Annotated in this window: 12 protein-coding genes; 8 read left to right on the forward strand and 4 right to left on the reverse strand. The window is 70.2% G+C overall.

The features are described 5' to 3' along the window. Positions 1-26: 26 nt before the first annotated feature. On the reverse strand, positions 27-818 hold the full coding sequence (locus tag ABN034_RS25455; RefSeq protein ID WP_349693500.1) for an NAD-dependent epimerase/dehydratase family protein: 792 nt from the start codon (positions 816-818) through the stop codon (positions 27-29). A 153-nt stretch (positions 819-971) separates the two neighbouring features. Further along, complete coding sequence (locus ABN034_RS25460; RefSeq protein ID WP_349693501.1) at positions 972-1691, reverse strand: class I SAM-dependent methyltransferase; 720 nt, start codon at positions 1689-1691, stop codon at positions 972-974. Between the two features lie 204 nt (positions 1692-1895). Between ABN034_RS25460 and ABN034_RS25465 the strand changes: the two genes are divergently transcribed. The 4 genes from ABN034_RS25465 to ABN034_RS25480 all read left to right on the forward strand — a co-directional run bounded on the left by ABN034_RS25465 (position 1896) and on the right by ABN034_RS25480 (position 6169). Further along, positions 1896-3272, forward strand: coding sequence for a sensor histidine kinase (locus ABN034_RS25465; RefSeq protein ID WP_349693502.1), 1377 nt, complete (start codon positions 1896-1898; stop codon positions 3270-3272). Further along, positions 3269-3997, forward strand: coding sequence for a response regulator (locus ABN034_RS25470; protein WP_349693503.1), 729 nt, complete (start codon positions 3269-3271; stop codon positions 3995-3997). Before ABN034_RS25465 ends, ABN034_RS25470 begins: the two co-directional genes overlap by 4 nt. Before the next feature lie 249 nt (positions 3998-4246). Beyond that, complete coding sequence (locus ABN034_RS25475) at positions 4247-5314, forward strand: alpha/beta hydrolase (RefSeq protein ID WP_349693504.1); 1068 nt, start codon at positions 4247-4249, stop codon at positions 5312-5314. A gap of 228 nt (positions 5315-5542) precedes the next feature. Further along, positions 5543-6169, forward strand: coding sequence for a DUF1707 and DUF4870 domain-containing protein (locus tag ABN034_RS25480; protein ID WP_349693505.1), 627 nt, complete (start codon positions 5543-5545; stop codon positions 6167-6169). Between the two features lie 34 nt (positions 6170-6203). Here ABN034_RS25480 and ABN034_RS25485 read toward each other — a convergent pair whose 3' ends face one another. Next, positions 6204-6677 carry a VOC family protein gene (locus tag ABN034_RS25485; protein ID WP_349693506.1) on the reverse strand — a complete coding sequence of 158 codons (474 nt, stop codon included), beginning with the start codon at positions 6675-6677 and terminating at the stop codon, positions 6204-6206. A 157-nt stretch (positions 6678-6834) separates the two neighbouring features. On the opposite strand from ABN034_RS25485, the gene ABN034_RS25490 reads away from it, so the two are divergent. Continuing rightward, positions 6835-8079, forward strand: coding sequence for an MFS transporter (locus ABN034_RS25490; RefSeq protein WP_349693583.1), 1245 nt, complete (start codon positions 6835-6837; stop codon positions 8077-8079). Between the two features lie 176 nt (positions 8080-8255). On the opposite strand, the gene srmL is transcribed toward ABN034_RS25490, so the two are convergent. Further along, positions 8256-9392 carry a PheS-related mystery ligase SrmL gene (gene srmL, locus ABN034_RS25495; protein WP_349693507.1) on the reverse strand — a complete coding sequence of 379 codons (1137 nt, stop codon included), beginning with the start codon at positions 9390-9392 and terminating at the stop codon, positions 8256-8258. Between the two features lie 490 nt (positions 9393-9882). Between srmL and ABN034_RS25500 the strand changes: the two genes are divergently transcribed. From ABN034_RS25500 to ABN034_RS25510, 3 genes are all read left to right on the forward strand, one after another. Continuing rightward, complete coding sequence (locus ABN034_RS25500; protein ID WP_349693508.1) at positions 9883-10986, forward strand: ABC transporter ATP-binding protein; 1104 nt, start codon at positions 9883-9885, stop codon at positions 10984-10986. Next, positions 10983-11780 (forward strand): ABC transporter permease, encoded by a 798-nt coding sequence (locus tag ABN034_RS25505; protein ID WP_349693509.1) that lies wholly within the window; start codon positions 10983-10985, stop codon positions 11778-11780. The genes ABN034_RS25500 and ABN034_RS25505 overlap by 4 nt, the downstream gene beginning before the upstream one ends. Positions 11781-12014: 234 nt before the next feature. Continuing rightward, positions 12015-13454 carry an NAD-dependent malic enzyme gene (locus tag ABN034_RS25510; protein WP_349693510.1) on the forward strand — a complete coding sequence of 480 codons (1440 nt, stop codon included), beginning with the start codon at positions 12015-12017 and terminating at the stop codon, positions 13452-13454. The last annotated feature ends 15 nt before the right edge of the window (positions 13455-13469 follow it).

Below are 13469 nucleotides of genomic sequence, written 5' to 3' on the forward strand. Positions count from 1 at the left end.
CATCGGTAGTCCTTTCTCGGCGCGTGTCAGGTCGTACGGTCGAGCGGCTGCCAGCCCAGGACCTCGCCTGCCTTGCGGATGGAGACCGTCCGCCCGGCCGCGTCGCCGGAGATGCCGAACGCCTCGAAGCCGTGTCCGCGATACTCCAGCCCGGCGAGGATGGCCGCGGCCGTGTCCCGAGCGGACGTACAGATGGTCTGCCGGATCGGGCTCTCGGTCCGTGGGAACTCGGCGTCGGCCGTCGGATGGCAGAGTCGGAGGGCGACCACGCTCATACCCCAGGCGGCGACCGCGTTGCGACAGACCTCCTCGCCGAGCCGCTTCGCCAGGCCGTAGAAGTCGGTGGCGTCGGGCGGCGTCGACTCGTCCGGATAGCGCGGCAGTCGGGCTGGCGCTCCATCGTTCGTACCGACCGGTTGTCGCTCCTCGGTGCCGTGCGCGTCCGCGTCCGCGTGGCCGTCGTGTCGCAGGGCGAACACCGACATGCTGCTGGTGTAGACGGCGTGGTCGACTCCCGCGTCGTGGGCCGCTGCGAGTGCGGCATAGAGGCCGGGGACCGCGACGTCGAGGTGTGCCTGGGCGTTCTCGGGGCTTCCCCAGCCCGAGAGCGGCCCCATCGCCATGAACACCAGGGCGTCGATCCCGTCGAAGGACCGGCGTACGGCGGCGACGTCGCGCAGGTCACCCGGAAGGTACTCCACCTCGACACCCGCGATCGGTGGCTTCAGATCGAACACGGCCAGGTCGTGATGCTCGGCGAGATAGGGGAGTACGAGACTCCCGACATGGCCCGACCCACCGATGACGAGGACTCGCACAAGGTCTCCCTCCGCCGGTCAAGGCGGACCAGTGGTCCACCGGACGATGATCGCGAACTGCCGACACTCGACCGTACGACGGGACCGACCCCCCGCGACAGGGGCCGTCCCGCGACGGGCTCGTCCCCGCCACGGGCGAACCCCGCGACCTGCTCATCGCGGCGCAGGGGGCCGGACCTGGCCGGCGCGGAAGAACACCATGGGGTTGGCGGTACGTGTGCCGATCGGCTCGACGAGGCCCAGTCGGACCCGGTGCCCGTCCAGTCGGGCCTGGACGTCCGGCGCCTTCGCCCGCGCCGCCGTGAAGAACGGCATCCCTCGGTCGGCGAGCCGCTTGAGCAGCACCGCTCCCTCGCTGAACGGCCAGGGCCTCCTGCCGTGGAACACGTCGTGCACACCCACCGGCGTCTCGGGTGCGATCCGCGGCAGGAGCCGGTCCAGATACCACCGGGCGAACCGACCGCTGTGTGCCGCGTCGATGAACAGGTAGCCGATGTCGTACGGAAGCCGATCGACCTGCCCGCGGACATTACCGTGCACGAACGTCCACCGTCCCGCCGACAGCTCGGGCGGCACATTGCGTACCGCATGGTCGACGCGGTCGTAGGTGTGCAGGTGCCCGCGGCCGCTGTCGCGGAGCGCCCGCAGGATCCAGGTCGTGGACCAGCCGTGCAGGGCGCCGATCTCGACGACGCTGCTCGGCCGGAACTCGCGGAGCAGCAGGTAGGTGATCTCGGCCTCGATGTCGTCGAGTTGGGCCTTCAGGTGGGGCAGCGATGAACGGAGTTCCTGCTGTTCCTTGCGGGCGACCAGCAGCGCGTCGGCGTACTTGTCGTACAACCTGGCGACGAAACTTTCCGTGATCTCCGGCATGGGATCCTCCCGTGGCGTCCAACGGACTCGTCGGTCCGGCTGCCGGGACGCTAGGGCGGTGGTGGGGCCGATCTCGTCGTACGACGGAGGGAAAGAGCACCCCCGACGGGAGGCGGTGCTCACCGTGGCGAGGTGATACCTCGGAGCTACGGGACATCCCCTGGGTGGGGGTTGGGGTTGCCCCCGAGCTCTAGGCTGGCGCCGATGACAAGGCAACGGCGGGCAAGAACGCTGGCCGGTGTGGGATTGACCACGACCGGCTGGTGGCGTCGCCCCCTGCTGACGACCGCCGCGATCGCGTTGACGCTGATCCTCGGTGCCGCCGGGGCGACGTTCACCCGGACCAACTACGAGCTGGTCGGCTATGCGCCGGAGTTCGCGATCTGGTTCGCCGTGTGGCAGGCGATGCCGGTCCTCATCTCACTGTTCCGTCCGTTCGTCGGCTGGTCGGCGTTCATCGCCTCGGTTTTCGTCGTGCCGTTTGCCATCGAGCCGATCGATCGTTCCGAGCCGTGGCCACTGATCCCGACCGCACTGATCGCCTACCTGGTCGTGCAGTACGCCGTCGCGCGTCGCCACGGCCTCCTGGTCACCGTCTCGACCTGGCTCCTGGGCGTCATGTCCGTGATGCTCGCCTCCAGCGCTGGCGGCGGGGCACACCGGCAGGAGGCCAGTCAGGATGTCACGCTGTTCACGCTGTTGTCGGCGTTCGCGCTCGTCGTGGGCACGTCGGTGCGGCTCTGGGAGCGGGCCCAGGTGCGCCTCGCCGAGGAGGAACGCCTCACCGAGGGCGAACGCTCGCGCCGGCTCCTGCTCGAGGAACGCGCCCGCATCGCGCGCGAGATGCACGACATCGTGGCGCACCACATGTCGATGATCGCCGTGCAGTCCTCGACCGCGGAGTACCGCCTGGACGGCCTCACGCCGTCGGCCCGGGAGGAGTTCGCGTCGATCGGTCGGGCGGCGCGGGAGTCGATGACCGAGATGCGCCGGCTCCTGCGGGTCCTCCGCGACGAGGACGACGACCGGCCGCGTACCCCGCAACCCGGGGTCGACGATCTCGCTCAGCTCGTCGACGCGACGATCCGGGCGGGTACGCCGGTGAACCTGGCTGTCGGCTCCCTGCCGCCCGGGCTGCCCGAGCTGGTCGGTCTGACGGCGTACCGCATCGTGCAGGAGGCGCTGAGCAACGTCGTACGACACAGCCCGGGTGCGACGACTCGCGTCGGCATGACATGCGACGACGGTGGGCTGGTCGTCGCCGTCGAGAACGATCAGCCGCCTGACCCGGTCGCCCCCGTGGAGGCGCCCCGGTCCGGTCACGGGCTGGCCGGGATGCGGGAACGTGTCCAGATCCTCGGTGGCGATCTCGAGACCGGCCCGCGCGCGGGCGGCGGTTTCGCCGTCAAGGCGACCTTGCCCCTGCGTCCGGCCGCCGATCGGTCCGTGCTGGCGGACGGAGAGGTCGTGGGGAGCCGAGTTTCCGGCAACGCTGGCGGGACGAGGGCGGTCAACGAGGAGACCAGCTTCCAGCGGGCAACCTCCGGCGGCCGATCCATCGGCGAACGGAGGCGACCGTGAACATCCGGGTACTCGTCGTCGACGACCAGGCGATGGTCAGGGCAGGTTTCGCTGCGCTTCTCGCCGCGCAACCCGACCTCGAGGTGGTCGGAGACGCCGGAGACGGCCGCTCCGGGGTGGCGATGGCGCGACGGCTGCGTCCTGACGTCGTCCTCATGGACGTCCGGATGCCTGAGCTCGACGGGCTCGAGGCGACCCGGCAACTCCTCGACCCTCCCTGTGGCGTCGAGCACCGGCCGCGGGTCCTGATGCTCACGACGTTCGACGTCGACGACTACGTGTACGAGGCGCTTCGGGCTGGCGCGAGTGGGTTCCTGCTCAAGGACGCTCCACCGGCGGACCTCATCGGTGCCGTCCGCGTCGTGGCCGCCGGAGAGGCACTGCTCGCGCCGACGGTGACCCGGCGGCTCATCGAGGAGTTCGCCCGCGCCAGGCCGGCCGTGCGTACCCGCTCGCCGCGGCTCGCCACGCTGACCGCCCGCGAACGGGAGGTGCTCACCCTCATCGCCCGCGGCTGCTCCAACACCGAGATCGCCACTCAACTCGTCGTCGCGGAGCAGACCGTCAAGACACACGTGGGCCGGATCTTCACGAAGCTGGACCTGCGCGACCGGGCGCAGGCGGTCGTCTTCGCGTACGAGAGCGGGCTGGTCGCCCCGGGCGCGGGCGAGGTCGGGACGGGTTCGGCGCGTGGTGTGCGTAGTGTGCGTGGGGTACGTGGCTGACGGCGGCCCCGGCACGATCATCGCCAAGGCGGCGGTTGCCTTGTGGCGATTCGTACCGTATGAGGGGGCGGATCTTGATCATCGGCCGAGCCTGGACGCCGCCCTGGTGGGTGAAGGTGCGGCTGGCCTAACCTTGCGGCGCTACGCCGAAGGCAGCACTCCAGGGGGATTTCTCGGCACCTACCCGGTCCGTACCGTTCCGATGCGGGTCGTACTCGACGGCCGGCAAGGGAACGGAGGACGTAGCCGATGGCCCGGACACGACGAATCGTGATGGCCGCGCTGGCGACGGTGGTACTCGCCAGCGGTGCGGGTCCCAGTGCACAGCCCACGATCTCCGGCGACGTCCTGACCAGCTTCCCGGGAGCCGCGGCGTGGCGTGCGGCGCGCCAGGCGGGCCTGCCGATGCCCGCGGCCGTCAGCGCCTCCCCGGCAGCGGTGGCCGACTTCTTCGACTCGCTGCCACTCACCGAGGGCGGAGCCCTTGCTCGCCGGTTCCCGGCCATCGTCGGAAACCTCGACGGAGCCCCTCCCGGACTCCGGTACGCCGCCAACCAGAAGGAGGCCGCGAGCCACGGAGTCGACCACCGGATCGATCTTCGCGGCCGGCAGTTCCTGGCCCTCGATCCGCGGGATCGCGGCCTGGCGGTGGAGGTCGTCGGTGACCTGCGTACCGCCGACCGCGTTGCCGTCATCGTGCCTGGCGCGGGAGCAGACCTGGACCATCTGGACACCCGCGGCGGGGTCGCCGCCAGTGCGCGTGCGCTGCTGGCCGAGGCGGAACGCCAGGAGCCGGGCACCAACCTCGCGGTGGTCGCGTGGGCGGGTTATCCCACGCCGAACGAGCCGGATCCGTCGGCCATGCAGGGAGATCTCGCCCGTGACGGGGCCAGGCGTCTGCATCGTTTCCTTGCCGGGTTGGCGGCCTACACTCCCGCGCAGATCGGGCTCTTCTGCCACAGCTACGGTTCCGTGGTTTGCGGGATGACCCCGTTGCCGAAGCAGGTCAGCGACATCGTGGTGTACGGAAGTCCCGGCGTACGTCATGCCACCGCGACCGGACTCTCCCGGACCGCACGGGTCTGGGCCGCCCTCGCCGACAGTGACCCGATCCGGTGGCTTCCGGCGATGCGGTTCGGCGACTATGGGCACGGTCCCAACCCGGTCGATCCGGCGTTCGGCGCGCGGGTGATGGCGACATCGGGCGCGCAGGGCCACAGCGGCTACTTCGACATCGGAAGCGAGTCACTTCGCAACTTCGCCCGGATCGCCCTCGACCGGACCACGGAGGTCAGTCTCACGGCGCCCAACCGATGAGCCGCGCTCGGCTGTGCCAATCGCGGAGACGCCAGGAGACCGGCGTCGGCATCCATGATCATCAACGGGTCGCCGCCCGGCAGACCCCTCGACGTCCATGAGCAATGGTGATCCTGCCCGCCGGCGAGGTTCGCCTGCGCCGGGCCGTCCGTCGGTGGTGTCGTGGTCAGGGAAGCGTTCAGGGACTTACCGGATGTCCGCGCGGCCGGTCGCGGCGACGATGGGGGCATGAGCCAGCCTCCACCGTCGCCGAGGCGCGACAATCCACTCGGGCCGACCGCCCAGGCGCTGCGGGTCTCTGACGAGGAACGCGAGCAGGCGGTGCAGATGGTGCAGAACGCCTATGCCGAAGGACGGATCGACCACGCCGAACTGGATCATCGCGTGGGGGAGGCGTTGAACGCGCGCGACCGGTCCGACCTGTCCGGCGCGTTGCGCGGGCTTCCCCCAGCGCCTCAGCGGACGGCTACGCGGAGCGCGGGGGTCCCTGCGCCTGGCCCCGACACTTCCCGGCCCGCTCCGTCGGGGAGCGAACGACTGTGGGCCCTCGCGGCACACTGGTCCGGCATCTTCACGTTGTTTCTCGTACCCGCGTTGATCGCGATGACCAAGGGCAGAACGTCGGAGTTCGTGCGTACGCAGGCATGGGAGGCCACGAACTTCCACCTCACGTTCATCGGCGCCAACATCGCGGTCGGGATGGCGACCGCGTTCACCTTCGGGCTTGCCGGCCTGCTCTTCGTCCCGCTCGCGATGGTGTGGCTCGTCCTCACGGGCATGGGTGGGTTGTCCGCCGCCGTGGGCAACCGCTGGCGCTACCCGTGGAATGTCCGCGTCCTCGGCTCAGGACACTAGACGGTACGCAGAGGCCTCAGCCTCTGCATACCGTCTAGCTTGTCGAGGACTCGCTCTCGCGTCGGCCGGCGTACTGCTCCTCGAACCGCTGGGCATCCGCGCGCAGATCCTCGGACCACCGATCGGCGGGCAGGGGTGAGTTGAGCTCGACGACGTTGCCGTCGGGATCGCGCAGGTGCAGGGTGCGAATGCCCCAGCCTGGTTGATCCTTCGGGCCTGCGATGACCGCCACACCCATGGCGCGCATGGCCTGTGCGGTCCGGTCTACGTCGTCGACGCGGAACACCAGTGCTACCCGGTCGCGATCACCGCCACCGAGCGATCCGCTGACCTCGACCTGGGCCGAACGGCTGAACAACGCGAGGTCGCTACTGCCCTCACCGGCCTTGAAGTCGGCGTAGCCCGAACCTTCCTCGCCCCAGAATGGCCGAAGACCGAGGACGTCGCGGTACCACCGAAAGCAGGCGTCGAACTCATCGACAAGTAAGCGGAGGTGGGTCATGCGCATCGGTGGGACCGTCCTTCCGTGGACCGCCGGCAGGATCACGAGCGCCAAACACGGTGCAGACCGTACGCCTGCCCACCGACAGCCCAGGCCGTGCCGGACCACGGGCAGCCCAGGCCGTGCCGGACCACGGGCAGCGCAAGGTTAGGGTCGCCAGGTGATGCGCGCGACCTCGCCGTCACGTGAGGTACGACGTGCACGCCTCGCGGTGACCGTGACCTTCCTCGTCCACGCGGCGACCTTCGCGACGTGGGCTCCCCGCATCCCGTCCATCAAGCAGGGGCTCGGGCTCGACCACGACGATCTGGGCATCGCGCTCGGTGGGCTCGCGGTGGGCCTGCTCATCGGCACGCGTCTCACCGGCCGGATGGAGAAACGTGGCCGGACGGGTCTGGCGATCCGGATCCTCGTGCCCGCGCAGTCGGCCGCACTGATCGCACCGGCGTACGCCATCGACCTCCTCACCCTGACCGTCGCCCTCGCGTTCCTGGGGCTGCTCGGCGGCATGCTCGACGTCGCCATGAACGCCCACGCCGTTGCGGTCGAACGCCTCTACCGCCGGCCGATCATGTCCGGGTTCCACGGTGCGTGGAGCATCGGATCGATGGTCGGCTCGGCGATCGCCGCGCTCGTGGCCCGCGAGGGCGTCGACGTACGCCTCCACTTCATCGTGGCGGGGGTGCTGGTCGCGGTGGTCAGCGCGCCGTTCCTGACCGGTCTGCTCAAGCCTGATCGCGAGGCCGCCATCACCGGACATGACGTCGCCACCTCGCAGGCGGCCCGGCCGCCGGCCGCGCTGATCGTCGTGATGATGATGGCGGTGATGGGGTTCGGATCGTTCCTCGGCGAGGGCGCGATCGCCGACTGGAGTGCGGTCTACCTGAACGAGAACCTCGGCACGTCGGTGGCATTCGCGGCGCTGGGCCTGTCGGTCTTCTCCGGGGCGATGGCGGCGTCGCGGCTGGTGGCGGACCGGATCGGCACCCGGTTCGGTCCCGTCGTCGTGGCCCGGGCCGGGGCGGCGATCAGCGCCGTGGGCTATGTGGTCTTCCTGCTGTCGCCGTCGCCCGTCCTTGCTCTCATCGGCTTCTCGCTCGCGGGATTCGGTCTCGGACCGGCGGTGCCGGTGGTGTTCAGCGCTGCGGGCAACACGCGGACCAGACGGCGGTCGTCGGTCCTGGGGCCGGTCGTCTCCGCGGGATACGTCGGAGCGGTCGTCGGTCCGGTGGTGATCGGGGTGGTCGCGCAACACGTGGGGCTGGCATGGGCGCTGGCGATTCCGCTGGGATTCGTCGTACTGATCATCGTCGCGGCGGGTCTGCTCCGCGGGGCGGCCGGGGGTGCGGGGACGGAGTCCGCGGACGTCGCGATTCACGCCCACGGCCCGGCGACGACCGACGGCTGAGAATCTGTGTGGCGTCGTCACGGCCGCGATGGAGACATGGTTCGGTCGGCCTCGGTCATGATCATGCACGAGAAACCGGTGGCTGGGGGAGTCGAAACCACCGGTTTCCCGCGCATGATCATGACCGAGGCCACCCCCGGGTCCCCCGCTGGCTCACCTCCGGGTCACCCGCTGGCTCACCTCCGGGCCGCCCACTGGGTGGCCGTGCCTTCGTGGAGGGCGGCGTAGACGCGGTCGCGGAGTTCGTTCGCCTCGGCGTCGGTGAGGGTCCGGTCCAGCGGACGCAGGACCAGCCGGATCAACAGGTTTCGCTGGCCGGGCCCGATTCCGAGGCGTTCCCGCGCCGCCGCCGGCAGGTCGTCGTACCACGTCGCGCTCAGCACCTCGACGGTCTCCGCGGCGTCGGCGTCGCCACCGAGGGCGTCGCGCACGCGGTCGCCGAGCACCTCCTCGTCGACGTCGGGACCGACCACGATCGACAGGTCCCGGCGTACCGGCGGCATGTGCGAGACGGGACGGTACGGCGCGAGGTCGAGCATCTGCGCGGCGACCCGGGGATCGGTCGACCGCAGCAGCCGGATGTCGGGAATCCCCTTGCTCAGCATGAGCAACCGGTCGAGCCCGAGGCCCATCGCGAGGCCCGACCACGGCGGTATGTCGAGGCCGGAACGACGCAGCACGGCAGGTCCCGCCAGCCCGCACTCGCCGATCTCGATCCACTGGTCGTGCCAGCGCACGTCGATCTGCCGCCCGCCTTCGGTGTACGGATGGACCTTCGGAATCGTCTGCCATATCGCTCCAGGCAAGGCGGCATCGACAACGAGCCCGATCATCTCCTCCAGGTCCGCGTCCTCACACCCGGGACCCTGGCGCAGCCGCCACAGGTCCAGCTGCTGCGGGGTTCCCGTGTGTTGCCAGTCGACCGCGTCACGCCGGTAGCAGACGCCGGGGGTCGCGATCAGCAGGTCGCGAGGTGGGGTGGGTTCGGCCGCCAGCGCGCGAAGGGCACCGGGAATGGCGGCCGTGGAATGGCTCCGCAGGACGTGGCCGGCGTCCACGTACCGCGTGTACCGCTCCTCCCGCGTCACCGCGTCAGGGGCGTAGCCGAGGTTGTCGTAGTTGTCCGCCATGGTGACGACCGGACTCGTGCGTACGACGCGAAGATCGCCACGCCACGCCCCGGTGAGGGACGTGACGAGGCTGTCAACGATGGCTTGCATGGCATGGGGGCCGTGCGCCGGGTCGGCGAGGTCGCGGAGGTCGAGACAGCGCCGCAGCTCGGCGGCGGACAGGTGGGCAGGTGAGATCGGCACGGGAATCTCCTTGTGAGGAAGGTGGTCGGCGCACGCGTCGGCGCAGCGTCGGCGCTGGATACGGAGGTGTCGCACACCCCGGTCGGCCGTGGAGATTCCGGTGAGAGAGGACGACGGGCCGCTCGCGAGAAACAGTCTGATCGCGTCCCGGTCCGATCGAGGCCGCGCGGACCACGGCGGCCAGATGGAGGGTCAGACCAGGAGATCGTCAGATCGCAGAGCGCACCAGGCGGCTCACCCCGACGGCACCACTGTGCCGGCCGGGGCGAAGAAATCGCCTGCTTCCTACGTCCACCCGTCCAGTGTAGGGGAGAACGGAAACGACGGCCCCTCCTCCTCAGGGTGGAGAGCCGGCCGGGACAAACTCGGCCTGCCGATCCAGATCCCGGCCCATCGGTACGCATACGGTGAAGGACCCGGGGAAGGCAGGCCGGTCAGAACCGGTACCCGAAACCACAAGGCGGCTGGAGCCGCAACCGGAGGAGACACTGTGGCACGGATCGAGGCGACCAACCTCACCAAGCGGTACGGCTCCAAGCTCGCCGTCGACGGACTTTCCTTCACCGTCGAGCCCGGTGTCGTCACCGGCTTCCTCGGCCCCAACGGCGCGGGCAAGTCGACGACGATGCGGCTCATGCTCGGCCTCGACCACGGGCCGGGTGAGACGACGTTCGACGGCAAGTACTACGGCGACCTGCACCATCCGATGCGTCACGTCGGGGCGGTCCTCGAGGCGAAGGCGTTCCACCCGACCCGTACCGCGCGTAACCATCTCAGGATGCTCGCGGCGGCCAACGGGATCCCGCGTCAGCGGGTCGACGAGGTGCTGGAGTACGTCGGACTCACCGACGTGGCACGCAAGCGACCCAAGACGTTCTCCCTCGGCATGGGGCAACGACTGGGCCTCGCCTGCGCGCTGCTGGGCGACCCGCACACGCTGATCCTCGACGAGCCCGCCAACGGCCTCGACCCGCAGGGGATCACCTGGCTGCGCACCTTCCTCAAGTCCTACGCCTCCGGCGGGAAGACGGTGTTCGTCTCCAGCCACCTGCTCGCCGAGATGGCGTTGATGGCCGACCGGCTCGTCGTGATCGGGCTCGGCCGGTTGATCGCCGAGGGCAGCGTGGACAGCTTCGTCCACTCGGTGTCGAGCAGGTCGGTTCTCGTGCGTACGCCTCAGCCGGAGCAACTGCTCGACGCGCTCAGGAACGTGGCCGCCACAGTGGACCCGCAGCCCGACGGCGCCTACGTGATCAGCGGACCTGACCAGGCCAAGGTGGGCGAACTGGCGTTCTCGGCAGGCGTCGTCCTGCACGAGCTGACGACGAAGACCGCCACGCTGGAGGAGGCGTTCCTCTCCGCGACCGGGGGAGCACAGGAGTACGTTGCCCAGCTCGGCGGACCGCCAGGAGGAGGCCCGCCAGGGGGAGGCCTGCCAGGGGGAGGCGTGCCAGGGGGAGGCCTGCCAGGGGGAGGCGTACCAGGGGCCAGCTTGCCAGGGACCGGTGTTCCGCCGGCCGGCCCGCCGACCGCCCCAGCGGCTGCGCCCGGACGCCACGCCGACGCCGAGACCACCAGGGGAGACGGCCGATGATCGACGCACTGCGATTCGAGTGGGTACGCATGCGTACCCTCCGTTCGACGTACTGGCTCACCGGCCTGGCCCTGCTGCTGAGCGCGGCGGTCGCGGGCATCATCGCCTGGGTCATGCGCGACGACCCGATCGACGCCGGTCAGGCCGGCGTGATTCTCACCGGCGGCACGGCGTTCAGCCCACTGCCGTTCACGGCTGTCTTCATGGGGATCATCGGGGTGTTCGCCTTCGGCCACGAGTATCGCCACGGCACGATCCTGTCGACGCTGACGGCCGCGCCGCGCCGCAGCGCGCTGGTGGTCGCGAAGTGTGTCGTCCTCGCGGTGTGGTCCTTCGTGGCCGCCGTCGTCAGCGTCGGCCTCAACTGGACGGTCGCCCGCGCGCTGGCGGGCCAGTCGCTGCCCGTCACCGACGACCCCGTGGGTCCGGCACTGCTCGGATATCTCGGCTACGTCGTGTTGTGGGCGCTGCTGGGTCTCGGCCTGGGGTCGCTGCTGCGCAACCTCCCGGCCGCGATCGTGATCCTGCTCGTCGTCCCCCTCGTCGTGGAGCCGCTGATCAGCGCGCTCGCTCTCCTGCCGGCGCTCGAGTCGATCCGCGACTTCGTCTACTACCTGCCGTTCACGGCCGGCAACGCGATGTCGCAGTCGGTGGATCCGTCGGCGTTCGGCGGGGGCGCGGAGTCGCCGTTCGGGGACGCGCCGGGACGGGCGACCAGCGCGGTGACGTTCACCGCGTGGGTGGCGGTCATCCTGGCGCCGGCCATTGCCCTCTTCCACCGCCGCGACGCCTGACTCCCGCGCGCCCGACAGCTCCGGGGATGCCGCCCCCGCGGGGGAACCATGCACGCCATTTCTTGGGCGGTGCACGCCGAACTTGCCGTGCATCGTGGGGAATGATCACGCAAACGTGATCATCCCCGTCGCGGCGGCGGGCGGGGGTGACTGGGCTGGAAGGGCGGGCAGTGAGACGATCGGAGCCTCAGCAGACCATCACCTGCGGATCAGCGTTCGTCAGAGAGGACGGCCGTGGCCTCGGTTCCGAGCATCTCGTACTCCATCACCGTACGACTGGAAGTCCCCGCCGGCGGGCGGGCGGTCAGTGAGCTCACGGCCGCCGTCGAGCACGCGGGCGGCAGCGTCACCGCACTCGACGTCACGGCCTCTGGCCACGAACGTCTCCGGATCGACGTCACCTGTGCGGCCACCGACACGGCCCACGCCGACCAGCTCGTCGAGGTCCTGCGTGAGGTCGCCGGCGTCACGATCCACAAGGTCTCCGACCGGACCTTCCTCATGCACCTCGGCGGCAAGATCGAGATGCAGGCGAAGCACCCGATCCGCAACCGTGACGACCTGTCGATGGTCTACACACCCGGCGTCGCCCGGGTTTCCCAGGCGATCGCCCGCAACCCCGACGACGCCCGCCGACTCACCATCAAGCGCAACAGCATCGCCGTGGTGAGCGACGGCTCGGCCGTACTCGGGCTCGGCAACATCGGCCCGCAGGCGGCCCTGCCGGTGATGGAGGGCAAGGCGGCACTGTTCAAGCGGTTCGCCGGGATCGACGCCTGGCCGATCTGTCTCGACACCCAGGACGCCGACACGATCGTCGAGGTCGTCCGGTGCATCGCCCCCGGCTTCGCCGGTATCAACCTCGAGGACATCTCGGCCCCCCGCTGTTTCGAGATCGAACGCCGGCTGCGCGAACAGCTCGACATCCCCGTCTTCCACGACGACCAGCACGGCACGGCGATCGTGGTCCTCGGCGCCCTCACCAACGCCCTGCGCTTCGTCGGCAAGGACATCGCCCAGATCCGCATCGTCATGTCCGGCGCGGGTGCGGCCGGCAGCGCGATCCTGCGCCTGTTGCTCGCAGCGGGGGCGAAGGACGTCATCGTCGCCGACGTCGAGGGGGTGATCCACGCCCGACGCGACGGACTGTCGCCGGAGCTGCGCTGGATCGCCGACCGTACGAACCACGCACAGTATGCCGGCGACGTTCGCGGATCGGTCGCCGAGGCGGACGTCTTCATCGGCGTCTCGGCGCCGAACATCCTCACCGGCGCCGACATCGCGACGATGAACCCGGGCGCGATCGTGTTCGCGCTCGCCAACCCCGATCCCGAGGTCGACCCGGCACAGGCTCGCGAGCACGCGACGGTGGTCGCGACCGGCCGCAGCGACTACCCCAACCAGATCAACAACGTTCTGGCGTTCCCTGGTGTCTTCCGCGGGCTGCTCGACGCGCACAGCCACAAGGTCGACGAGGGCATGCTGCTCGCGGCCGCCCAGGCGATCGCCGCCGTTGTCACCGACGACGAGCTCAACGCCAACTACGTGATCCCGAGCGTCTTCCACCCGGACGTCCACGGTGCAGTGGCGGCGGCGGTGCGCTCTGCCGTCTCCGCGAGTGCGGCGGGCGCGCCAGGTGCCGGTGGGGCGGCGGGCGCGACCGGCGGGAGCTGACGGCGTGGAGCGCAG

It is taken from the genome of Actinopolymorpha sp. B11F2 (genome assembly GCF_040195635.1).
Lineage (GTDB): Bacteria > Actinomycetota > Actinomycetes > Propionibacteriales > Actinopolymorphaceae > Thermasporomyces.

Excerpts from the sequence above, each read along its gene's own strand:
- ABN034_RS25460 (WP_349693501.1), bottom strand. The coding sequence starts at position 1,691 with ATGCCGGAGATCACGGAAAGTTTCGTCGCCAGGTTGTACGACAAGTAC.
- ABN034_RS25465 (WP_349693502.1), top strand. The coding sequence starts at position 1,896 with ATGACAAGGCAACGGCGGGCAAGAACGCTGGCCGGTGTGGGATTGACC.
- ABN034_RS25475 (WP_349693504.1), top strand. The coding sequence starts at position 4,247 with ATGGCCCGGACACGACGAATCGTGATGGCCGCGCTGGCGACGGTGGTA.
- ABN034_RS25480 (WP_349693505.1), top strand. The coding sequence starts at position 5,543 with ATGAGCCAGCCTCCACCGTCGCCGAGGCGCGACAATCCACTCGGGCCG.
- ABN034_RS25485 (WP_349693506.1), bottom strand. The coding sequence starts at position 6,677 with ATGCGCATGACCCACCTCCGCTTACTTGTCGATGAGTTCGACGCCTGC.
- ABN034_RS25490 (WP_349693583.1), top strand. The coding sequence starts at position 6,835 with ATGCGCGCGACCTCGCCGTCACGTGAGGTACGACGTGCACGCCTCGCG.
- ABN034_RS25505 (WP_349693509.1), top strand. The coding sequence starts at position 10,983 with ATGATCGACGCACTGCGATTCGAGTGGGTACGCATGCGTACCCTCCGT.